The 21,303-nt window shown below is 67.1% G+C and carries 20 protein-coding genes; 12 read left to right on the top strand and 8 right to left on the bottom strand.

The genetic code is table 11. The features are described 5' to 3' along the window. The 6 genes from AC1DDG_RS14215 to AC1DDG_RS14190 form a co-directional block, all read left to right on the top strand. Nucleotides 1-496, top strand: a 496-nt coding sequence (locus tag AC1DDG_RS14215; protein ID WP_476876553.1) for an ABC transporter substrate-binding protein, incomplete at its 5' end; no start/stop codon positions are given. 55 nt (nt 497-551) lie between these two features. Further along, entirely contained in the window at nt 552-1,277 is a 726-nt protein-coding gene (locus AC1DDG_RS14210) for an ABC transporter ATP-binding protein (RefSeq protein ID WP_230117440.1), read from the top strand. Then, entirely contained in the window at nt 1,267-2,250 is a 984-nt protein-coding gene (locus tag AC1DDG_RS14205; protein ID WP_230117441.1) for an ABC transporter permease, read from the top strand. The genes AC1DDG_RS14210 and AC1DDG_RS14205 overlap by 11 nt, the downstream gene beginning before the upstream one ends. A 188-nt stretch (nt 2,251-2,438) precedes the next feature. After that, a complete protein-coding gene (locus tag AC1DDG_RS14200; protein ID WP_476876552.1) occupies nt 2,439-2,735 on the top strand; it encodes a putative quinol monooxygenase in 297 nt (98 codons plus the stop codon). Between the two features lie 124 nt (nt 2,736-2,859). Next, nucleotides 2,860-4,125, top strand: coding sequence for a uroporphyrinogen-III C-methyltransferase (gene cobA, locus AC1DDG_RS14195; RefSeq protein ID WP_476876551.1), 1,266 nt, complete (start codon nt 2,860-2,862; stop codon nt 4,123-4,125). 87 nt (nt 4,126-4,212) lie between these two features. Then, complete coding sequence (locus tag AC1DDG_RS14190) at nt 4,213-5,679, top strand: FAD-dependent oxidoreductase (RefSeq protein WP_476876550.1); 1,467 nt, start codon at nt 4,213-4,215, stop codon at nt 5,677-5,679. Between the two features lie 87 nt (nt 5,680-5,766). On the opposite strand, the gene AC1DDG_RS14185 is transcribed toward AC1DDG_RS14190, so the two are convergent. From AC1DDG_RS14185 to AC1DDG_RS14175, 3 genes are read right to left on the bottom strand one after another with little or no spacing between them, the layout of a single operon-like run. Continuing rightward, on the bottom strand, nt 5,767-7,044 hold the full coding sequence (locus AC1DDG_RS14185; protein ID WP_476876549.1) for an SRPBCC family protein: 1,278 nt from the start codon (nt 7,042-7,044) through the stop codon (nt 5,767-5,769). Between the two features lie 26 nt (nt 7,045-7,070). Then, nucleotides 7,071-7,898: a DUF1206 domain-containing protein gene (locus tag AC1DDG_RS14180; protein WP_476876548.1), complete on the bottom strand. Its 828-nt coding sequence runs from the start codon at nt 7,896-7,898 to the stop codon at nt 7,071-7,073. A 7-nt stretch (nt 7,899-7,905) separates the two neighbouring features. Beyond that, nucleotides 7,906-8,196, bottom strand: a complete 291-nt coding sequence (locus tag AC1DDG_RS14175; protein WP_230117447.1) for a hypothetical protein — start codon at nt 8,194-8,196, stop codon at nt 7,906-7,908. Between the two features lie 176 nt (nt 8,197-8,372). Here AC1DDG_RS14175 and AC1DDG_RS14170 point away from each other — a divergent pair, with 176 nt between their 5' ends. Beyond that, the gene (locus AC1DDG_RS14170) at nt 8,373-8,906 is read left to right on the top strand and encodes an ABC transporter permease family protein (RefSeq protein ID WP_230117448.1); all 534 of its coding nucleotides are present in this window, start codon (nt 8,373-8,375) and stop codon (nt 8,904-8,906) included. Between the two features lie 147 nt (nt 8,907-9,053). On the opposite strand, the gene AC1DDG_RS14165 is transcribed toward AC1DDG_RS14170, so the two are convergent. The 3 genes from AC1DDG_RS14165 to AC1DDG_RS14155 form a co-directional block, all read right to left on the bottom strand. After that, a complete protein-coding gene (locus AC1DDG_RS14165) occupies nt 9,054-9,641 on the bottom strand; it encodes a hypothetical protein (RefSeq protein ID WP_230117450.1) in 588 nt (195 codons plus the stop codon). A 175-nt stretch (nt 9,642-9,816) separates the two neighbouring features. Then, complete coding sequence (locus AC1DDG_RS14160) at nt 9,817-10,497, bottom strand: FadR/GntR family transcriptional regulator (RefSeq protein ID WP_476876547.1); 681 nt, start codon at nt 10,495-10,497, stop codon at nt 9,817-9,819. A gap of 5 nt (nt 10,498-10,502) precedes the next feature. Beyond that, complete coding sequence (locus AC1DDG_RS14155; protein WP_476876546.1) at nt 10,503-11,714, bottom strand: MFS transporter; 1,212 nt, start codon at nt 11,712-11,714, stop codon at nt 10,503-10,505. Nucleotides 11,715-11,856: 142 nt separating this feature from the next. On the opposite strand from AC1DDG_RS14155, the gene AC1DDG_RS14150 reads away from it, so the two are divergent. Next, entirely contained in the window at nt 11,857-13,431 is a 1,575-nt protein-coding gene (locus tag AC1DDG_RS14150) for a CYTH and CHAD domain-containing protein (RefSeq protein ID WP_476876545.1), read from the top strand. A gap of 5 nt (nt 13,432-13,436) precedes the next feature. Here the strand turns inward: AC1DDG_RS14150 and AC1DDG_RS14145 are convergent, their stop codons facing one another. Continuing rightward, a complete protein-coding gene (locus AC1DDG_RS14145; RefSeq protein WP_230117454.1) occupies nt 13,437-14,873 on the bottom strand; it encodes a PucR family transcriptional regulator in 1,437 nt (478 codons plus the stop codon). Nucleotides 14,874-15,015: 142 nt separating this feature from the next. On the opposite strand from AC1DDG_RS14145, the gene AC1DDG_RS14140 reads away from it, so the two are divergent. The 3 genes from AC1DDG_RS14140 to AC1DDG_RS14130 all read left to right on the top strand — a co-directional run bounded on the left by AC1DDG_RS14140 (nt 15,016) and on the right by AC1DDG_RS14130 (nt 18,921). Continuing rightward, nucleotides 15,016-16,446: an aminobutyraldehyde dehydrogenase gene (locus AC1DDG_RS14140; protein ID WP_476876544.1), complete on the top strand. Its 1,431-nt coding sequence runs from the start codon at nt 15,016-15,018 to the stop codon at nt 16,444-16,446. A gap of 70 nt (nt 16,447-16,516) precedes the next feature. Beyond that, entirely contained in the window at nt 16,517-17,890 is a 1,374-nt protein-coding gene (gabT, locus tag AC1DDG_RS14135) for a 4-aminobutyrate--2-oxoglutarate transaminase (RefSeq protein WP_476876543.1), read from the top strand. A gap of 158 nt (nt 17,891-18,048) precedes the next feature. After that, nucleotides 18,049-18,921, top strand: coding sequence for a universal stress protein (locus AC1DDG_RS14130; RefSeq protein ID WP_230117457.1), 873 nt, complete (start codon nt 18,049-18,051; stop codon nt 18,919-18,921). An 84-nt stretch (nt 18,922-19,005) separates the two neighbouring features. On the opposite strand, the gene rarD is transcribed toward AC1DDG_RS14130, so the two are convergent. Next, nucleotides 19,006-19,992 (bottom strand): EamA family transporter RarD, encoded by a 987-nt coding sequence (gene rarD, locus AC1DDG_RS14125; RefSeq protein ID WP_476876542.1) that lies wholly within the window; start codon nt 19,990-19,992, stop codon nt 19,006-19,008. Between the two features lie 195 nt (nt 19,993-20,187). On the opposite strand from rarD, the gene AC1DDG_RS14120 reads away from it, so the two are divergent. Then, nucleotides 20,188-21,186 carry a DNA topoisomerase IB gene (locus AC1DDG_RS14120; RefSeq protein WP_476876541.1) on the top strand — a complete coding sequence of 333 codons (999 nt, stop codon included), beginning with the start codon at nt 20,188-20,190 and terminating at the stop codon, nt 21,184-21,186. Nucleotides 21,187-21,303: the final 117 nt, after the last annotated feature.

Genomic DNA, 21,303 nt, shown 5'->3' with positions numbered 1-21,303 from the left:
GCTCGACGGCGCGTGGCTGCCGGAGCCGTGGGCCTCCCGCCTGGTGCTCCAGGCCGGCGCGAAGGTCCTGGTCGATGAGAAGGACCTGTGGGACGGGTCGCTGACGGGCAAGCCGGGCGAGTTCCCCACCACCATCCTGATCGTGAACAGGAAGTTCGCCGCCGAGCACCCGCAGACCGTCGAAGGGCTGCTGAAGGGCCACGCCGAAGCGGTCAAGTGGCTCAACGACACTCCCGCCGCTGAGAAGGCCGCCAAGGTCAACGCGGCCCTGAAACAGGACGCCGGCAAGGCGCTCCCGCAGGACGTCATCGACCGGTCCCTGAAAAACATCGTGTTCACCGTTGACCCGCTGGCCGGAGCCTTCAACAAGCTGCTGCAGGACGGCGTGGACGCCGGCACCACCAAACAGGCCGACCTCAACGGCATCTTCGACCTCCGGGCACTGAACGCGGTGACCGACGACAAGACATCCGCGGCCGGGCTGGGCCAGGACTAGCCCAACCGCTTCACCGCACACCAAGCTCCACGCACCACGAACAAAGGACGGGACCATGCCAGTCGTACTGGAAAACCTGGGCAAGCGCTTCGGCGAAGGCGCCCCGGTGCTGGACGACGTCAACGCCACCATCGGCAAGGGCGAGTTCGTCGCCCTCCTCGGTGCGTCCGGCTGCGGCAAGTCCACCCTGCTGAACATCATGGCGGGACTGGAGGTCCCGACGTCGGGCGCTCTTGAGGTGCCCAGCGACGGCGCCGCGTTCATGTTCCAGGACGCCGCTCTGTTCCCGTGGCTCACCGCCCGGGAGAACGTGGAGCTCGCGCTGAAACTGCGCGGCGTCGGCAAGGCCGAGCGCCGCACGAAAGCCGATGAGCTGCTGGATCTGGTGCACCTGGCGGAGGCCGGCGACAAGCGCCCGCACGAGCTCTCCGGCGGCATGCGCCAGCGTGTGGCCCTGGCGCGTTCGCTCGCGCAGGACCGCCAGCTGCTGCTCATGGACGAGCCGTTCGCTGCCCTGGACGCCATCACCCGCGACCTGCTCCATGACGAACTCGAACGCATCTGGAAGGAAACCGGGCGCACCATCGTGTTTGTGACGCACAACGTCCGCGAAGCCGTCCGGCTGGGCCAGCGAGTGCTCCTGCTGTCCTCCCGGCCCGGCCGCGTGGTGCAGGAATGGAACGTCACCGAAGAACACCGTACCGACGCCGGTCTTGCCGGACAGCTGACCGGGGTCATCACCGCCCGGCTGCGAGAGGAGATCCGCCGCCATGCCAAGTAACCCGACCCCTGTGGCAGAAGAGAAGCCGGCGGTCCTCCCTGACGAGGCCCCGGTGTCGGCAGGCTCAGCCACCGGTTCCACAAAAATCCATGCGGCCCTGACCCGTTCCTCGACCGGTTCAGCAGACCTGCGCGAACTCGAATCCGGGCTCGACTCGCTGCAGTCGGACGCCATCCGCAAGGCGCGTGTCGACTGGAGCCGCATCCTGCTGCCGGTGGCCGCCCTTGTGGTGCTCATCATCATCTGGCAGTTCTACGTGTCGCTGGGCCTCAAGCGCCGCGACCAGGTGCCCGGACCGATGGACGTGCTGGAGCAGTTCGGCACGCTGTGGGCTGAGGGATCGCTGCAGGAGGCCGTATGGACCTCGTTGCAGCGCGGGATCATGGGCTTTCTGATCAGCGTGGTGATCGCGACGCCGATCGGCCTGCTGCTGGCCCAGGTGGCTCCGCTGCGCAGGGCGTTCGGCCCGCTCATCTCCGGGCTTCAGGTCCTGCCGTCCGTGGCGTGGGTGCCCGCGGCCATCATCTGGTTCGGCCTCACCGACGCCACCGTGTACTTCGTGGTTTTCATGGGCGCCATCCCGTCCATCATCAACGGCCTGATCTCCGGCGTGGACCAGATCCCGCCGCAGTACCGCAGCGTGGGCACGGTTTTGGGTGCGTCCCGGTTTCAGATGGCTGTGCAGATCATCCTGCCGGCCGCATTGCCGGGCTACCTGAGCGGGCTCAAGCAGGGCTGGGCATTTTCTTGGCGGTCGCTCATGGCCGCGGAAATCATCGCGGTGGGCGGCACCATCGGCTTCGGGCTAGGCTCCATGCTGAACCAGGGCCGCGACCTCGCCGACATGACCATCGTGATGTCCGCAATCCTGCTGATCCTCGCCGTGGGCATCCTGATCGAGCTGCTCGTGTTCGCGCCCATCGAGAAGCGCCTGCTCCAGCGCCGCGGCCTCCTGGCCGGCAGCACGCGCTAAGCACCTCCGCACTGACCCAACAAGAAAGCCCGACGGCGATACTCGCCGTCGGGCTTTCTGCTGTCCATTGTCCTGGCACCGTCGCACCCTTGTTCCACCGATGCACCCTTGTTCCACCGATGCAGCGTGCCTACACTCACGACAAGGCCGGCAGCCGGCCCGATCCCACAACTGTTCAGGAGGTAGCCGTGGCACCAAAATTTGGCTTGCTGGCACTGGTCGAGGCCAAGCCCGGGAAGGAACAGGAAGTTTGGGACTTCCTCAACGGAGGCCGCGAGATAGTACTCGGCGAGCCTGGCACGAGGACCTGGTACGCGTTCCGGGTCAGCGAGAACACGTTCGGCATTTTCGACACTTTTGACACCGAGGAGGACCGGCAGGCCCACCTCAACGGGGCCATTCCTGCCGCCCTGGGCCAGCACGGCCCGGCCCTGCTCGCCAAGGATCCGGACATCCGGCCGATCGAACTTATCGCCGTGAAGTAGCGGCCCGCGCGGGGCTGGGCGGCTCTACGCAGCGACCGCCCCTATGTGACGCAGCGTTACCTTACGTGAACTGGTGTTTCCGCCGCCGTTGTTGGTGAATGTGACCCGGCCCTACCGTTGATTCATGGCAATTCAGGACATCTACCCAACGGCACTGCGCCTGCTCGGCCGCCCCGTGCTGGTGGTGGGCGGCGGACCCGTGGCCACGCGCCGCGCCAGGGGCCTTCTCGACGCCGGTGCACGGGTCACCGTGGTGGCCCCGGTTGCCTCTGCCGCGCTCCAGGAACTCGCCGACGCCGGCCTGCTCACCTGGGTACCGCGCGCCTACTCTTCCTCCGACGTCGACGGCGTGTGGTTTGTTCAGACCGCCACTGGCGATTCCGCCGTGGACGCGCAGGTTTCGGCCGATGCCGAGGCGCAGCGCATCTGGTGCGTCAACGCCTCCGACCACGAAGCTTCGGCTGCCTGGACCCCCGCCGTCGCCGTGGTGGACGACGTCAAGATCGCCGTCAATGCCGGCGGAGACCCGCGCCGCGCGATGGCCCTGCGTGACGCCGTCGCCACGGCACTGGAAACCGGTGACCTGCCGCTCCGCCGGCGCCGCGCGTCTGCCGGCTCCGTGGCCCTCGTGGGCGGCGGCCCCGGAGACACCGGCCTCATCACCGTCCGCGGCCGCAGGCTACTGGGCCAGGCCGATGTTGTGGTGGCAGACCGCCTCGGCCCCCGCGAACTGCTCAACGAACTTGCCCCCGATGTGCGCGTGATCGAGGTGGGCAAGACGCCCGGCAACCATCCCGTGCCGCAGGCCGAGATTAACCGCATCCTCGTCGACGAGGCCCTCGCCGGACACCGCGTCGTGCGCCTCAAGGGCGGCGACCCCTACGTCCTGGGCCGCGGCGGCGAGGAAGCGGAGTTCTGCCGGCAGCACAGCGTCGAGGTTGAAGTGGTCTCGGGCGTCACATCCGCGATCTCCGTCCCGGCCGCCGCAGGCATTCCGGTAACGCACCGCGGCCTGGCCAAGGGCTTCAGCGTGGTCACCGGCCACGAGGAACTGTCCGAGGTCCCGGCCCGGGCAGACCATACCGTGGTGCTCCTCATGGGCGTGGGCCAGCTGCGCGAATCGGCGGCCGCCCTGGGCAAAGCCGGACTGCCCGAGGACACTCCGGTTGGTATTGTGGAAAACGGCTACCTGCCGAACCAGCGCGTGACGATTGGCACCCTCGGGTCCATCGCCGACCAGGCCGAGGCCACCGGCGTCGCGAATCCTGCCGTGATCGTGATCGGTGACGTTGTCCGCGTGAGCCCCTTTGCGCCGTCGCACTTCAAGACCGCTGACTACAGCACCACCAGCCCCAATAAGCCCCGCACCACCCGCGTTCTCACCCCGTAAAGCCCGTCGATTGCTCCATAACTGCCGTTATCAAGCCTCAGAAGGGCAGTTGTGGAGCAACGGATGCAGAAGAAAAGGAACACAGCCGTGTCATCAAGCACCACCGTAGGTTCTGCCGAACGTCCACTGCGCGTCGCCGTCGTGGGCTCCGGCCCGGCCGGCGTCTACGCTGCGGACATCCTCACCAAGAGCGAAGCCGTCAAGAGCGGCGAGCTGACCGTGAGCATCGACCTCTTTGACCGCTACCCGGCGCCCTACGGACTGATCCGCTACGGCGTGGCCCCGGACCACCCGCGCATCAAGGGCATCGTCAATGCCCTGCACAAGGTCCTGGACCGCGGCGACATCCGCTTCTTCGGCAACGTGGACTACGGCACGGACCTCTCCATCGAGGACCTGCGCACCCACTACGATGCCGTCATCTTCGCCACCGGTGCCATCAAGGACGCCGACCTGAACATCCCGGGCATCGAGCTTGAGGGGTCCTACGGCGGCGCGGACTTCGTTTCCTGGTACGACGGCCACCCGGACGTGTCCCGCGAATGGCCGCTGGACGCCAAGGAAATCGCCGTGATCGGCAACGGCAACGTGGCGCTTGACGTGGCCCGCGTCCTCTCAAAGCACGCTGATGACCTCCTCGTCTCCGAAATCCCGGACAACGTCTACGCCGGCCTGAAGTCTTCGCCCGTCACGGACGTCCACGTCTTCGGCCGCCGCGGCCCGGCCCAGGTCAAGTTCACCCCGCTGGAACTCCGCGAACTGTCCCACTCCAAGGACGTGGACATCATCCTGTACCCGGAGGACTTCGAGTTCGACGAGGAATCGGACCGCCAGATCCAGAGCAACAACCAGACCAAGACCATGGTGGGCACGCTCACCAACTGGATCGCCGAGCAGCCCGAGGACCTCTCCGAGCTCAAGGCCTCCCGCCGCCTGCACCTGCACTTCCTGCACAGCCCGGTGGAAATTTACGACGACGCCGCGAACCCCGGGCGCGTCAGCGGCATGAAGTTTGAACGCACCGAGCTGGACGGCACGGGCAACGCCCGCGGCACCGGCGAATACGTCGACTACCCCGTGCAGGCCGTCTACCGCGCAATCGGCTACTTCGGTTCGGCCCTGCCGGAGATCGAGTTCGACCACAAGAAGGGCGTCGTCCCGAACGCCGGCGGCCGCGTCCTGGACGCGTCCGGCGAGCACGTTCCGGGCATTTACGCCACCGGCTGGATCAAGCGCGGCCCCGTGGGCCTCATCGGCCACACCAAGGGCGACGCCCTCGAAACCGTGACGTACCTGCTGGAAGACCGCGAAAACCTGCCGGTGGCCGAGGCACCCGCCGCAAGTGCCGTCGTCGACCTTCTCGAAAGCCGCGGCGTGGAGTACACCAGCTGGGAAGGCTGGCTGGCACTGGACGCGCACGAGCTCGCCCTGGGCGCCGAGGCCACGGCGGCCGGCGGATCGCACGGCGTAGAGGTCAAGCGTGAGCGCATCAAGGTTGTGCCCCGCGAGGACATGGTGTTCATCTCCCGCGACGGGGTCGCCGCCAGCGTCTAGCTCTTTACACAACGCGGGGTCACTTACCGCCCGTTCCATTCGGATCACCGGGCGCAAAGTGACCCCGCATTGTGCTTTAACGTCCGGCTAGCGGCCGGCCCCGCCGGCGGCCATGAGTTCGAGCCGCTTCAGGGTTTCCCGGTTCCGCACCGAGATCAGCGGATCCCGCACTACTTTGGGCACGGCCAGGCCCGGACCTCTGACGGCGTCTTCGGCAATCGAGACGCGGCATTGGGTCCCCTGGTCCTCCAGCGTGATGACCACCTTGGCCTCGCCCAGGGGCCAGCCGCGGGCCATCAGTTCCAGCGACTTTCCCGGATCAACGGCCGTGACCTTGGTGGAGTCGTTGATGATCAGGGGCCATGCGCCCACGGAATGATGCAAGCGTGCGCCAACCTTGGGCCAGTGCGCGTCGACGGAGCGGATCCGCGAGGCGCCGACAACCCAGCCGGAGTACAGCCAGCCATCGGCGATCACCTTCCAGACGTCCGGTGCCGGGGAGTTGAAGACCTGCGTGACGGTTGACATGGGTTTCCTCTCGAGGGGCGGCGGGGTGTGCTGCTGCGTTGTTGTGTCAGCCGCGGTTTTCCGGGCGTCGGGCTGCCCTGGCGCGGCCCCGCGGGCGGTGCGGTAGGAACGTTCCCGGAGGCGCCGCGCCCACGGGTAGGTCCCGGCTCCCGGCAGCGGGTGTTCGAGCGGGTCGAAGCGGATGGTGGTGTCGTCGGGCCCGGGGACGGCCCGCAGCCGCAGGGTCCCCGCGTGGACCCACCGGCCGGCGGGTTTGGCGAAGGAGAGCGCGAGGACCCAGTCGCCCGCGATGAGGGCGTCCCTGAAATCTGCGCCGGTTTCGGCGCGGCCTGTGGCGCCCGGAGGCAGTGAAAGCGTACGCAACCCCAGCAGGACCGGGCCCTCCGCACCCTTGTACGGCATCAGCGTGGTGAATCTGGCGGCACCGACGTCGAGCTTGGGAAGCAGCGCATAGCGCGCCGGAAAGCCCCAGCCGGTCGATGCGAAGAGAATATCTGCCGGCTGGCCGGCAGAAGTACCGTCGGAGGCGGCGCCGATGCGGAGGGCGAGGCCAAGAATGTCGGGCAGCGCTTCCGGCAGGCCCACGGAGCGGGAAAAACGGGCCTGCACCTGTTCACTGCCTGCAGCGTCGAGCCAGCTGATTCCGCTGCGCGCACCCTGGAGCCCGCCGGCAGCGTGTTCGTCCACGCCATGCCTCGACAGCTCGCCGACAAGGCTGAGGCCGTGGGGATGGATCGGACGGACAGGGCGTACTGCCTTGATCGCCTTGAAGACAGCGGCGAAGGCCTGCCCTGCCAGCGCGCTTGCCCGGCCTGCCGGTTTGCGTGTCTGCGTCATTCGAGCCCTCCTCAGGGGTTACCTCGTCACATCCTGCCAAACCGTGACCGGACCAAGGCAAAAATGCCGTAGCAAATGAAGCCGGCGCCGATCGCCAGGAGCAGGTAAGGGCCGTAGGCGTGCTCGCGCAGGGCCTTGAGGCTGCCGTCCAGCCCGGTGGATTCTTCCGGGGTGTGCTTGGCGGCGGCGATCACGAAGAGCAGCCCGGCGAGGTTCAGTGCGATGCCTTTTGCCACATGGCCGGTGACGCCCAGGGAATCAATGACCCTCCCGCGGCGGGTGCCGTCAAAATGAAAGAGCTCCTCCTTAAACCCCCGCCGGACTCCTTTCACGATGAAGTAGACGCCCACGCCCATGACGGTGAGGCCCAGCGCGCTGAGCGCCACAGCGCCAAACGGGGCACTGAGGAGCGCCGTGCTGACGTCCTTCGTTGATTCACCCGAATCACCGCGCAGGCCCAACGCAAAGCCGCCGAAGCTCAACGCCACGCTGCCGTAGGCGATGGCCAGGAAGCCTGAGGAGATGTTCTTGCCGATTCGTTCCTTGCGCGGGAGATGGCGTGCCCGGAGTGTCGCCTCGCTGAGTTGCCACAGGGCCAGGCCGATGCAGGCGACCGTTCCTGCCCACATGACGGCGGGTCCCCAGGCGTTGGCGGCCAGTTGCTCGATTGCCCCGGTGGCTTCGGCCTGCCCTGGCTGGCCGAGGGCCAGCGCGATCGCGATGCCGCCGATGACGACGTGGAGCAGTGCCATGACGGCAAACCCTGAACGCGCGACGACGTCAAGCGCCTTGGTGTTCGACGCGGCCTCTGCGGCGTCGGCCGCCTCTCCGATGGGGGTTGTGCTGTCCGTCATTCCCGTATCAGCCGTTCATGGGTCCCTCGGCATGGACCTTGCTGGCTCCCTCACCCGTCAATTTCACAGTGCAGCGCACCACAAGGTTGTCCGGCGCGGTGTCGATGTCCACCAGGGCGTCACCGGCGCTGAGGATGGTGAAGACCTCCGAGCCGGGCTCCACGTCAAAGCCCTTGGACCGTGCAGCCTGCCGGGCGTTTTCCAGCGCTTCATGGCGGAGCCCGTCCACATAGACTTGGTCGTCCTCGCGGGCAGAGTCGCCGAAGGCCCAGCCGAACAATGTTCCCGTTGCTTCCATGGCGTTGATTTTACGCACAAAGCCGGCGCCATTACGGGCTTCCGTAACATTAGTAAGTGTGCTTACCATACTCGCACCATGACTTTGGTGCGGCGGCCGTCCGCGGGAAGAGCCTGAGGGCGGCAAAGCCATCTTTTCCAACTTCAGGTTCCGATTTCTACGTTAGGAAGCACATCATGGCAGGAAATCTACTGGCCCGCTCTGTTCACGATCTGACGGCGGCCGCATGGTTCGGCGGCTCGCTGATGGGTGCCATCGGCCTCAACGGGGCTGCGGCGGAAGCCAAGGACCCCGCCGAACGAACACGGCTGTCCAGCCTTGGCTGGATGAAGTGGGCGCCGATTCAAACCGCCGCCTTTGCCACGCACCTTGTCGCGGACCTGGCCATCGCCTGGGAAAACAGGGAGCGGATCGCCAAGCAGGACAGCGTGGGCGCCGACACCATCTACAAGACGGCAGTCACGCTGGCGGGTGCGGCCGTCACCTTGTATGCGGGCATCCTGGGCAAGAAGGTCGAAAAACTGGCGGACGAGGGGGCGGAAGGCGCCACCGAGCCCCGGCGCGGAGCGTCGGACAAGTTGCAGGCGGCGCAGAAGCAGCTGAAGGTGCTGCAGTGGACCATTCCGGCATTCGCGGCATGGGTCATCGTCCTCGGTGCCAAGCACGGTGAGATGCAGCGGCCCAAGAATGTTTTCAAGGGCCTTCGGTAACGGCGGTCAATTCTTTGCCTGAACGCACGACCTGACTGAATATACGACGGCGGGCGGGCACCTAAAGTGCCCGCCCGCCGTCCTGCGTGGGAACAGTTCCGCCACCGCAGGGCGCCGTGTCTACGTGGGCTGGGTTGGAACCCGGCTTCAGAACTCGGCGTTGACGAAACCGATGACGATGGCCGTCCACCAGCAGACCTGCGAAATCGTCAGGCAGGCGAGCATATGGAAGCGCTGGCCGGGGGTCAGCGCCCCGAACGTGGTGGTGGGTGGCATGACAAGCAGGCGGCGCATGAGGGGGATCAGCATGATGCCGTTCAGGATCAGGATCAGTACGGCGGCAAGTTTGATCACCGTCAGGGGATTGTTCAGGTGCGGGCTGAGAAACGCGCCCGTGAACAGCATGGCGGTGATGCCCACCCAGATCAGCGGGCTGGCGGCGTCGTCCAGCCGGATGGTTTCGGAGAGTTCGCGTTTGCCGATGAGCCACAGAAAGCCGTGCCAGTCCACCAACAGGATGGCGCCAAAAGCCAGGACCATCGCGAGGATGTGTGCGGCAATGGCTAGGACGTGGAGCGGCCCCTGGAGGGTCACGGACGTTCCCACCATGACGGCGAGTGACCAGGTCACGAAGGCAGCCACGCAGAGGATGCCGACCAGCCGGCGGGACGACTTGTGCGATTTCGGCCGCACGCGCCTGCCCGCGGAGCGGCCGGCCGATGCACTGTACGCCACGGAATACCTCCAACTGCCTGAAGGACTGTGTCCGCGGCCGTCCCGGTGTTGACGGAGGGTAAACCGCTGGTTCGAGCATCAGTCCGTGGCATTGGAAAAACCTTGGAAAAACCCTAGAAAAACCTCGCAGCCCCCCCATCTGGGGGAGTCATGCCCGCGGGCGGGGGCTTCGGTGTTAATCCCGCAGCCACTCGGCGCAAGAATTAAGGTTCCGGTTCACGCTGGCCACGGCGGCATCGCCGTCGTGCGCCTCGATGGCGTCCACGAGTTCGCCGTGGCCCTCATGCGGCAGGCCGTCGAAGCCGCCACGGCGCTGCTGCTTCAGCAGGTCGTTGTGGAAAACCTCGCCGAAGCTGACATAGAGCTCGTGCAGCAACGGGTTGCCGGAGGCGTGGGCCACGCGCTCGTGGAAGCCCCAGTCCGCTCCGGCCCACCCGGCGTAGTCGGCTGCCTTCCAGGCCGCATCGCGCTCGGCGAGCAGCGCGCGCATGGCGGCGACGTCGTCGGCTGTGGCGTTCCTGGCCGCGAGGCGTGCCGCCTGGGTGTCCAGCCCCAGCCGGACCTCGAGGATGTGCTCCTGGGTGTGGTCCTGGTACATGCGGCGGGCTGCCCCTGAAATCTCGCTCGTGGCGCGGACATAGGTGCCGTCGCCGCGGCGGACCTCAAGCATCCCGCTGTGGGCCAGGGCCTTGACCGCTTCGCGCAACGTCCCGCGGGATACGCCCAGGCCTGCCATCAGTTCGGTCTCGGAGGGGATCCGCTGCTGAAGCGGCCACTCCCCGGAGTGGATCATCTCCCGGAGTTTGGCCGTGATTTCGTCTGCCAGCGGCTGGCGGTGCGAGGTGCTCAGAGTCACGGCGGCTAACCTTTCGTCTTGGCCGTGAGGAGGTGCACCACGACGATCTGGGCCAGCGCGATGGCCAGCAGCAGCGCCAGTGGCAGCGTCCAGCCGCCCGTCGCGCTGTGCAGCAGGCCCATCCCGAACGGCCCCACGGTGGCCAGAAGATAGCCGGTGGACTGCGCCAGAGTGGACAGGGCTGTGGTCTCGGCGGTGTCCCGCCCGCTGCGGCTGATCATCACCATGACCAGCGGAAAGATGCCGAGCCCGAAGCCGAGCAGCACCGCGGGGACGGCCGCCAGGGAAACGGGCAGTACCAGGAGCGCGGCCACCCCGACGAGCATGGTGACGCTGACCAGATAAAAGGCGGGGCGCAGCATCCGGGGGCGGGACCCAACGGCGATCAGCACCATGCCGGCCGGAACCGACACCAGCTGCATGAGCCCGAACATCAGGCCGCTCTCTGCCGCGCTGAGTCCCATGGTGGTCAGCATGTAGGGGAACCAGCTCAGCAGTGCGTAGGCCAGCAGGGCCTGCAGCGTGAAGATCGCCGTGAGCAGCACGCCTTTCCGGGTCCGGAGCAGCGGCCAGGGCGAAACATGGGCGGAGGTTCCCCGGACGCTGTTGCGGTGCGCATGCAGCGCCACGGGCACGAAGCCCAGGAAAGCTGCCACGCCGAGAATCCCGATTGCGCCGACTCCCGCAGACGGTGATCCAAGCACTTGGGCCAGTGGCACCACGACCACGGCCGTGACGGTGGCGCCAGTGGTCATGGTCACGGTGTACAGCGCCGTCATGAGGGAGGTGCGGTCGGCAAAATGCTCGCGGATGAAAGAGGGCATGGCGACATTGCAGACCGCCAGGCCGGACATGCCCAGCACCGTGCCGGCCACCAGCATGCCGGTAGACGGGATGCCCCGCACCAGCAGCCCCGCGGCCAGCATTCCGAGGGAGAGCAGGATGGACTTCTCAACGCCGAGCCGGCCCGTAAGCCACGACGTTGCCGCCCCCGCCACCGCGAAACACAGCGTGGGGATGGAGGGGATGACCGAAGCAACCAGGGGACCGTAGCCCAGCACCAGCTGAAGGTCGTGCAGCAGTGCGGAGGCGCCGGTGATTCCGGCCCGGAGGTTCAGCCCGATCAGCACCAAGGCAATGACACTGACGACGACGGCGGCGCGCGGTTTGGGCTGTCGGCCGGCGGTAGCCGGGGGCGCTGAAGAGATGGAAGCCATTCCTTAACGTTAGACGTTAGACGTTTGATGTCTAGGGTTTTGTGGTCAACCTCTCGCGGCCCTGCGTTCCCGGGGAATAGACTCGGGCCACCGACACAGTGGGCCGCTGCGGGCCGCACATGCGAAAGGATGCTGTCCGGTCATGACTCCCGAGGGCCTTGAAACCGAGAAGAAGTACGACGTCGATCCCGGGGCCGGGCTGCCGGCACTTCGGGAGATCCCGGGGGTCGGACGGGTGGGCGAGCCCTCCGAGGCAGTCCTGGAAGCGGTCTATTTCGACACCGACGATCTTACGCTCGCCTCCCGGGGCATCACCCTCCGGCGCCGGACGGGCGGTGCGGACGCCGGCTGGCACGTCAAGCTGCCTGCAGAATCAGGAACGGAGTCAGCACCTCAGCAGCGCCGGGAGATTCATGCGCCCCTCGGCCAGGCCGCCGTCGTGCCCGAAAAACTGCTGTCGTATGTGTACGTTTACCTCCGCGGCGCCCAGCTGGCGCCGGCCGCCCGGCTGACGACCAAGCGCACCACCCATGCGCTGTACGGGGACGACGGCGTGCACCTGGCTGACTTCGCCGATGACAGGGTCGGGTCCGAGTCTCTGGGCGGGGCGGGACAGCACCAGGAGTGGCGCGAATGGGAGCTGGAGCTCGTCCACGGCGGGGCGGAGCTCTTCCCGTCCGCCGAACCAATCCTGGCTGCGGCGGGTGCCCGGCCCGCAGCGCATAAGTCCAAACTCGGCAGGGCGCTGGGGCAGGCCTGGCCGCAGTCGTCCGGACAGCGCCGGGAAATCCCGGACGAAGAGGCGACGGAACCGCACAAAAAGGCGAGGGACAAGAAAGAGCCCGTGTCCGGCGTCGTGACCGCGTACCTGGGCGGGCAGATCGGCGAAATCCTCGCGTGCGATCCCGGCGTGCGGCTGGAGGAACCGGACGCCGTGCACAATATGCGCACGGCCACCCGCCGCCTGCGGTCTACCCTGGCGGTCTACCGCACGCTGTTCGGTGCTGCCGCCGTCCGGAGGCTACGTGATGAACTCCAGTGGCTTGGCCGGATCCTCGGTTCCCCCCGCGACGCCGAAGTCATGCGCGAACGGCTGCGCGCCCACGCGGCCGAACTTCCGCCGGGCCAGGCAAGCCGAGCCGTGCAGGACAGTGTGGAGCGCGAACTGGGCAACCGGTTCGACGCCGGATACCGGAGGGCCCTGGAAGTGCTCGCGGCCGACCGCTACTTCCGGCTGCTGGATGACCTCGAGGACTTCCGGGACAACCCGCCGGTTCGGCCGCCGGCGTCGGGACCCGGCGGTAAAGTGGCGGCCAAACGGGTGAAAAGGACTGTCCGACGGCTGCGCCGCTCCCATCGGGCGGCCATGCGTGCCGAGGAGGGTGCGGCCCACGAAACCGCGCTGCACCAGGTGCGCAAGGACGCCAAGCGCCTGCGGCACGCGGCGGAATCGGTGGTGCCCCTCTATGGAAAGCGTGCGGCGAAGCTCGCCAAAGCCGCGCACCGGCAGCAGAAAATCCTCGGCGACCACCACGACAGCGTGATGGCCCGGGTCTTCCTCGGGAAACTGGGGCGTGGCCCGGAGCTGCCGGAGGCGGTGGCCGACGCCTACCGTTCGCTGCTGGAGCGGGAGGAGAGGATCGCCGCCCGCGACGAGGCCAAGTACCGCAAGGCCCGGCGGAAGGCCCGCAAGCTCCTGAAGCGCGGCGTCAACTAGGTTTGTCAGCCGGAGTGCCGCGACCCCAGCCGCGAAACCGCCAGGGAGAGCCACAGCTGGACGCGGTCGGCGGTGACCGAGGGGTCGTAACCGGTGAGCTCGGTGATCTGGGCGAGCCGGTAACGGACCGTGTTCCGGTGCAGCGTGAGGGCTTCGGCGACGGCGGCCACCGAACCGTTGTTGGTCAGGTAGCTCTCCAGCGTGGTCATCAGCTCGGCGCCGTGGGCGGCATCGAAGGTGCGGAGCGGGTTCAGCGATTCATTGGCCATGTCCGCGAGCGGCACGTCCTCGCTCGCCAGCAGCAGGGATGTCAGGCTGAGCCGCTCCGGTTCATTGACCGGCAGCCCGTGGCTGGCGGCGTCCCGGGCCTCGAAGTAGCTCCAGCGCAGGCCGTTGGGCTTGGTGTACGCACCGCCGATGCCGATGGTCGCGTGGATGCCGGCCTCGGCTAGATGGTCGCTGAGGTTCCGGGCCAGGGCCGTGGCGCCGCGGCCGTCGTCCGGCACCACGGTGATCAGGTCCTTTCCGACGACAGCGGTCACCGCCTTCTCGAGCGTCCGCGGCAGCGAGGAAGTAACCAGCTGCTTGTGGTGCGCCTCGGATCCGGCCAGCAGCACCACGTTCTTGCGGGTGCTGTTGATGCCCGTCCCCGCCAGCCGGCGGGTGGCTTCACTGGGATCCAGGGTTCCGTGAATGACGTCCTCCAGCACCTGCCCGCAGAGCGCCCGCTCGGCCTGGCGCTGCTTGACCATGTTGTTCAGCTCCACGCTGATGAGGTTTTGCGCGTAGCCGATGATGCCGGAGTCCTCGAACGGCTGCTTGACCCACAGCGTGCACGCGTCACGGCGGCCGGTGGGAATGGGATAGGACGCCCACGAGTGCGCCACCGGCGGCTCGGAGCCGCTGTTGTAGAGCTGGGCCGTGAACTGGGTCAGGACAATTTCCGTGCGCAGCATGCCGCCCAGGTGCCTCAGCAGTTCGGCCAGCCCGCCGCCGGTGAGCAGCGCCCGCGCCAGGATCTGGTGACCGGCAATCAGGCGTTCCAGCTTGGAATAGTGGTCGGCCGACTGCGCGTCCGCCACGAGCTTGCCGATGGCGATGAACGGCGTCTTATAGGGGACTTCGACTACCGGAAGCCCCCATCGGTTCGCTTCCGCGACCAAAGCCGGCGGAACGGCGTCGTGCGTTAATCCCACACCGAAGCCGATCCCCACCGCGCCGGCGCGCTGGACCTGGCGGACGAAGCGTCGCTGCTCGGGTGCGCTGCGCAGGCGCATGCCGGTGGTGAGCACCAGCTCACCGCCGTTGAGGAAGCGCTGCGGATCCTCCTGCTCGGTGACGGCAACCCAGTGGATGTCCTGGTGGGAGGTGGTCTCGGCGAGGCCGGATTTCTTCAGCCCAAGGGACTGCACGGCCAGCAACGCGGCGAGGGAGATTGCCATGCATCAAGCGTAGCCGGAGGCTGGCCGATCGCACTAAAACTCCGGCAGGAGGGTGTGCAGGTGGCTATTCCCCGGCTTGCCGCGCTGACATAGGCTCGGAGCAGCTGCATCACATCATTCAGTACGAAAGAGGTTGTACACCGTGGTTCAAACCTTGCAGAACTTCATCAACGGCGAGTTTGTCACGCCCGCCGGCACCGGACTGCTTGACATCGTGAATCCCGCGACCGGTGACGTGGTGGCCAAGTCGCCCATCTCCGTCGCGGCGGACGTCGACGCCGCCATGGCTGCCGCCAAGGACGCCTTCAAGACCTGGAAACACACCACACCCGGACAGCGCCAGCTCATGCTCCTCAAGCTCGCAGATGCCGTCGAGAACAACAGCGACGAACTTGTCGATGCGCAGCACCGCAACACCGGGCAGGTCCGCTCCCTGATCGCGTCCGAGGAAGTTGCCGCCGGCGCCGACCAGCTGCGCTTCTTCGCCGGCGCCGCCCGCATTCTCGAAGGCAAATCGGCAGGCGAGTACTTCGAGGGCCACACCTCCTTCGTGCGCCGCGAACCCATCGGCGTCGTGGCCCAGGTTGCGCCCTGGAACTACCCGTTCCTGATGGCCATCTGGAAGATCGGCCCCGCGCTCGCCGCCGGCAACACCGTGGTCCTAAAGCCCTCCGACACCACTCCTGAATCCACGCTGGTGCTGGCGAAGCTGGCCAAGGACATCTTCCCGGCCGGCGTCCTCAACGTCATCCTGGGCACCGGGGAAACCGGCGCCATGATGGTGGAGCACAAGGTCCCGGGCCTGGTCTCCATCACCGGCTCCGTCCGTGCCGGCATTGCCGTTGCCTCCGGCGCCGCCAAGGGCCTCAAGCGCGCCCACCTGGAGCTGGGCGGCAAGGCCCCGGCCATCGTGTTCAAGGACGCCGACATCAAGAAGAGTGCGGCGGCCATCGCCGAGTTCGCCTTCTTCAACGCCGGCCAGGACTGCACCGCCATCACACGCGTGCTGGTCGAGGATTCGGTGCACGACGACGTCGTGGCGGCAATGGTGGAACATACCAAGACGCTGCACACCGGTTCGCAGAACGACGAAGACAACTACTTCGGCCCGCTGAACAACGTCAACCACTTCAACGCGGTCAGCGCCGTGGTGGAGTCGCTGCCGGAGAACTGCCAGATTGAGACCGGCGGACACCGTGCCGGGGACAAAGGCTTCTTCTTCGAGCCCACCATCATCACGGGCGCCAAACAGACCGATGACATCGTGCAGAAGGAAACCTTCGGCCCCGTCATCACCGTGCAGAAGTTCAGCACGGAGGCCGAGGCCGTGGAGCTGGCCAACGACGTCGAGTACGCCCTGGCCTCCAGCGTCTGGACCTCAGACCACGGCACCGCCATGCGGCTCAGCCGCGACCTGGACTTCGGTGCGGTCTGGATCAACACCCACATCCTGCTCACCGCCGAAATGCCCCACGGCGGGTTCAAACAGTCCGGCTACGGCAAGGACCTCTCCATGTACGGCGTCGAGGACTACACGCGCATCAAGCACGTCATGAGTGCACTCGACTCCTAACAATTCGCTGGTTGAGCTTGTCGAAACAGATCTCGACAGGCTCGATCACCTGGCACCGAAAGGCCTCCCCATGACTACCACCGCAAGCGAAATCACCTACCGCCTTGAGCAGAAGCGCCGTATCCAGGCTGACTTCCCGGGCCCCAAGTCCCTCGCGCTGACCGAACGCCGTAAGGCGGTCGTCGCTGCCGGCGTCGCCTCGAGCGTCCCCGTTTATGTCGCGGACGCCGACGGCGGCATCATCCACGACGTCGACGGCAACTCCTTCATCGACCTCGGCTCGGGCATCGCGGTGACCAGCGTCGGCGCGTCAGATCCCGCCGTCGTCGGCGCCGTCAAAGAAGCCGTGGAGCACTTCACCCACACCTGCTTCATGGTCACGCCCTACGAAGGCTATGTCGCCGTCGCCGAGCAGCTGAACCGCCTCACCCCGGGCGACCACGAGAAGCGCACCGTGCTGTTCAACTCCGGGGCCGAAGCTGTGGAAAACGCCGTCAAGGTGGCGCGCCTCGCCACCGGCCGTGACGCCGTCGTCGCTTTTGACCACGCCTACCACGGCCGCACCAACCTGACCATGGCGCTGACCGCCAAGGCCATGCCGTACAAGACCAACTTCGGCCCGTTCGCGCCCGAGGTCTACCGCATGCCCATGAGCTACCCGTTCCGCGAGGAAAACCCGGAGATCACCGGTGCCGAGGCCGCCAAGCGCGCCATCACCATGATCGAGAAGCAGATCGGCGGCGAGCAGGTCGCCGCGATCATCATCGAACCCATCCAGGGCGAGGGCGGCTTCATCGTTCCGGCCGACGGCTTCCTGCCGGCACTGGCTGACTGGGCCAAGGACAAGGGCATCGTCTTCATCGCGGACGAGGTCCAGTCCGGATTCTGCCGCACCGGCGAGTGGTTCGCCGTCAACCACGAGGGCGTCGTTCCGGACATCATCACCATGGCCAAGGGAATCGCCGGCGGCATGCCGCTGTCCGCGATCACCGGCCGCGCCGACCTGCTCGACGCCGTCCACCCGGGCGGTCTGGGCGGCACCTACGGCGGCAACCCGGTGGCGTGCGCCGCCGCGCTGGCCTCCATCGGCTCCATGGAGGAATACAACCTCAACGGCCGTGCCAAGCACATCGAGGAACTCGCCCTTGGCCGGCTGCGTGAGCTGGCAACCGAGCTTCCGGGCGGTACCGGCGGCTCCGTGATCGGCGACATCCGCGGCCGCGGCGCCATGCTGGCAATCGAGCTGGTGCAGGCCGGCTCCAAGGAGCCCAACCCCGAGCTGACCAAGGCGGTGGCGGCCGCCTGCCTCAAGGAGGGCGTGATCATCCTGACCTGCGGCACCTACGGCAACGTCATCCGCCTGCTGCCGCCGCTGGTCATCAGCGACGACCTGCTGAAGGACGGCCTTGAGGTGCTGGCTGCGGCCATCCGCGCCAACGCGTAGTTACTCGATCGGGCCACGGGCCGGGCACCCTCTCAGGTGCCCGGCCCGTCGCCGTTTCCGCGGGTAGAGTCATGCTTATCACTGCAACGCAGACCAGGCAGCGTCGCCGGGAACCCGGGCGGCGCCGTCGTCTGCCCTGAACCCAAAGAGGGGTTTTCATGCGATACGTAGTCGGCTACACACCCAACGAGCGCGGCGCGGACGCCGTCGCCCTGGCCTCATCCCTGGCACGCGCACAGGACGCGCACCTGGACATTGTCTATGTTGTGAAGACGGGCACACCGTACGTGGCGCTGAACCCGCAGGGGAACCGGATCAGCGTGGCGGAGCAGGACGTGCTGACGGCCGAACGCGAAGGTCTTGCGCTGGTGCCGGAGGGTGTCAGCGCCAAGTTCCACGTCCGTGAAGCCGACTCATTTGCGACCGGTCTTATTGAGGCGGCCGGGGAGCTGGAGGCGGGACTGATAGTGGTGGGCGCGGCCAACAACGGCCTGTTCAAGCGCTACTCGGTGGGCAGCATGGCCAATGCGCTGCTGCACGCCTCGCCCGTCCCGGTGGCGCTGGCTCCCCGCGGCTACCGCCGTACCGACCCCATCACCCGGCTGACCCTTGCCGTGGGCAAACGTCCAGGCGCGGAGGCTGCGATCGCTACGGCCGTCGGTGCCGCCAATCGCCGTGGCGTCCCGCTGCGCCTCGTCTCGCTCGTGGAACTGGACGAGCACGGCGACGGGGGCGAGAACGTCAACGCTGCCCACCGGCACGCGAACACGGTCCTGGACGAAGCCTCGCGCAGGCTCCCCGCCGGGCACCGGGTCACGGTGGAGGTGGCGCACGGCCGGAACATCGAAGAGGCGATCGATGACCTTGAGTGGGACGACGGCGAAATCGTCATCATCGGTTCCTCGCGCCTGGCCCAGGGCAACCGGCTTTTCATGGGCAGCACGGCCTACAAGGTGCTGCGGGCACTTCCCGTGCCGATGGTAGTTGTTCCGCGGGACTACGAGCGGGTCGACTCAGTCCCCGAAGTCTGACACCCGCCCGCGCTGGTGAAGCGCGAACGAACAGTTAACGCCCCGCCTTCGCGCAACGCCCCGCCGTCGCGCATAAACAGGGCCTTAACTGTTCGTTCGCGCTTCCCGCAGGGAGAGCTTCCGCGCCACCGAGTTCTTGCGGGCAGTCGCCAGCATGTCCACGCTCAGCAACAGCAGCGCCAGCCACACCACGCCGAAGCCGATCCACCGGTCCAGGGTCATCGTCTCCCGGAAGACGGCCAGCGCAACGATGAACTGCAGTACAGGGGCGAAGTACTGCAACAGCCCGATAGTGGTCATGGGCAGCCTGCGCGCGGACGCGCCGAAGAACAGCAGCGGCACCGCAGTGATGATGCCGGACGCCGCGAGCAGCCAGAAATGCCCGGCCCCGTTGCTTGCCAGCGAGGCGCCGCCGCTGACACCCAGGAAGATCATGGTGGCGGCCGCCAGCGGGGTGAGCACGATCGTCTCCATGGAGAGGCTCGTGATGGCATCCACGCGCGGCCCCACCCGCTTCTTGACGAATCCGTACAGCCCGAAACTGATGGCCAGCGTCAGCGCGATCCACGGCAGCTTGCCGTAGGAAAAGGTGAGCACTCCCACGGCAATGAAGCCGATTCCGACGGCGGACCACTGCAGTGGGCGGAGCGTTTCCTTCAGGACGAACACGCCGAGCAGGACGGACACCAGCGGGTTGATGAAGTAGCCAAGCGAGGCTTCAACGGCCTGCCCGGTGGTCACGCCATAGGTGTACGTCAGCCAGTTCACGGCGATGAGCCCGGCGGCGATCGCCAGAGTGCCCAGCACGGAACGGTCCCGGAACGCTGCGCCCAAAACCCGCCAGGCCCTTGTTACGGTGATCAGCAGGGCGCAGAACAGCAGGGACCAGACCACGCGGTTGGCCACGATTTCAACGGCCCCGGCCGGATGCAGAACGAAGAAATACAGGGGGAGCAGCCCCCACAGCCCGTAGGCGCCGATGCCGAACAGGACGCCCGCCGTCGTCTCCTTGTCCACGGCCTTCAAGCCGGGCGTCTTGCCGCTTCCGGTCTGGCGGCCGGGACTGGTCATCGCAGAGGGCGCCGCACCGGGCGGGGCAGAAGCAGGAGCAGCGGAGGAGACGGATCCGTCGGGGGTAGGCACAAGACCAATAACACCATCCGGCGGCCCGGTATTCCGTCCTGGCGGGTCGGTGTTGGCCTGCCGACGCCAAATAGTCAGTAGGCTTGCCATCATGAGCATGATGCATGGGCAGGTTGCGGCCCAATGAGGCTGCGCCACAGCAATGCCTCCGGCCGCGGCTACCGCAGGGTGGCGGCCGGCACGGGGTTCAGCTACCGGGACGTCGACGGGTCAACGCTGCCGCCGGGACCGGTCCGGGAACGGCTGGAGAGCATCGGCATTCCGCCGGCCTGGACGGACGTGTGGATTGCCCCCTTTGAGAACGGCCACATCCAGGCCACAGGGCTGGACGCCGTGGGCCGCCGGCAGTACATCTACCATCCCGAGTGGCGCGAGCGGAAGGACCGGCTGAAGTTCGACCGGGCGCTCCAACTTGCGGAGTCGCTGCCCACCGCACGCCGGCTGGTCACCATCGACCTGAGGAGCGACGGCGTCACCCGGCAACGCGTCCTGGCCGCCGCTTTCAGGATGCTTGACAGCGGATCCCTGCGGGTGGGCTCGGAGCGGTACACGAACGAAAACGGCAGCCATGGCCTGGCCACGCTGCTGTGCGCCCATGTGCAGGTCAGAAAAGGGCGCCTGCAGCTCAGCTTTCCCGCCAAGAGCGGCAAAAACTGGGAATCCGAGATCGCCGACGAGGACCTCGCCGCCTTGGCCCGGGTCCTCAAACGGCGCGGCGGCAACGCCCGGCTGCTGGCCTATAAGGACGGCCGGACCTGGCGTCCGCTGACCAGTGCCGACATCAACGGCTACGTCAAGGAACGTACCGGCTCTGATTTCACCGCGAAGGACTTCCGGACCCTGCGGGGCACGGTGGCGGCGGCCGTCAGCCTGGCCCAAAGCGGCCCGCAGAACCGGGTCGCGGCCAGGAAGGGCGCCATCAGCACAGCGATGCTGGAGGCAGCCGCGGTGCTGGGGAACACGCCGTCGATCGCCCGGAAAAGCTATGTGGACCCGCGGCTGCTGGACCACTTTGCCGCCGGGGAAACGATCGACCCCAAGCGGCTGGACTCCGCGGAATCGGAGCTGCGGGCCCTGCTGTACCGCGAAGGCGACGTGGTGGCGCTGCGGAAAAGCGGCTGAAGTGCTCCCGCGCAGAGAGCCGAAGCGCCGCGTCACGGGTTTCACTTCAGGATCGTACGGACAATTAGAATTGGTAACTGTGCGCAGGATGAGCAGGCGCAGTCTCCGTTCCAGAAG

This window comes from Arthrobacter sp. 10L430 (genome assembly GCF_056395245.1).
The sequence above is the reverse complement of the archived record's forward strand: the minus strand, read 5'-3'. Positions and strand labels throughout refer to the sequence as shown.

Excerpts from the sequence above, each read along its gene's own strand:
- AC1DDG_RS14210 (WP_230117440.1), top strand. The coding sequence starts at position 552 with ATGCCAGTCGTACTGGAAAACCTGGGCAAGCGCTTCGGCGAAGGCGCC.
- AC1DDG_RS14205 (WP_230117441.1), top strand. The coding sequence starts at position 1,267 with ATGCCAAGTAACCCGACCCCTGTGGCAGAAGAGAAGCCGGCGGTCCTC.
- cobA (WP_476876551.1), top strand. The coding sequence starts at position 2,860 with ATGGCAATTCAGGACATCTACCCAACGGCACTGCGCCTGCTCGGCCGC.
- AC1DDG_RS14185 (WP_476876549.1), bottom strand. The coding sequence starts at position 7,044 with ATGACGCAGACACGCAAACCGGCAGGCCGGGCAAGCGCGCTGGCAGGG.
- AC1DDG_RS14180 (WP_476876548.1), bottom strand. The coding sequence starts at position 7,898 with ATGACGGACAGCACAACCCCCATCGGAGAGGCGGCCGACGCCGCAGAG.
- AC1DDG_RS14175 (WP_230117447.1), bottom strand. The coding sequence starts at position 8,196 with ATGGAAGCAACGGGAACATTGTTCGGCTGGGCCTTCGGCGACTCTGCC.
- AC1DDG_RS14170 (WP_230117448.1), top strand. The coding sequence starts at position 8,373 with ATGGCAGGAAATCTACTGGCCCGCTCTGTTCACGATCTGACGGCGGCC.
- AC1DDG_RS14155 (WP_476876546.1), bottom strand. The coding sequence starts at position 11,714 with ATGGCTTCCATCTCTTCAGCGCCCCCGGCTACCGCCGGCCGACAGCCC.
- AC1DDG_RS14150 (WP_476876545.1), top strand. The coding sequence starts at position 11,857 with ATGACTCCCGAGGGCCTTGAAACCGAGAAGAAGTACGACGTCGATCCC.
- AC1DDG_RS14145 (WP_230117454.1), bottom strand. The coding sequence starts at position 14,873 with ATGGCAATCTCCCTCGCCGCGTTGCTGGCCGTGCAGTCCCTTGGGCTG.
- gabT (WP_476876543.1), top strand. The coding sequence starts at position 16,517 with ATGACTACCACCGCAAGCGAAATCACCTACCGCCTTGAGCAGAAGCGC.
- AC1DDG_RS14130 (WP_230117457.1), top strand. The coding sequence starts at position 18,049 with ATGCGATACGTAGTCGGCTACACACCCAACGAGCGCGGCGCGGACGCC.
- rarD (WP_476876542.1), bottom strand. The coding sequence starts at position 19,992 with ATGACCAGTCCCGGCCGCCAGACCGGAAGCGGCAAGACGCCCGGCTTG.
- AC1DDG_RS14120 (WP_476876541.1), top strand. The coding sequence starts at position 20,188 with ATGAGGCTGCGCCACAGCAATGCCTCCGGCCGCGGCTACCGCAGGGTG.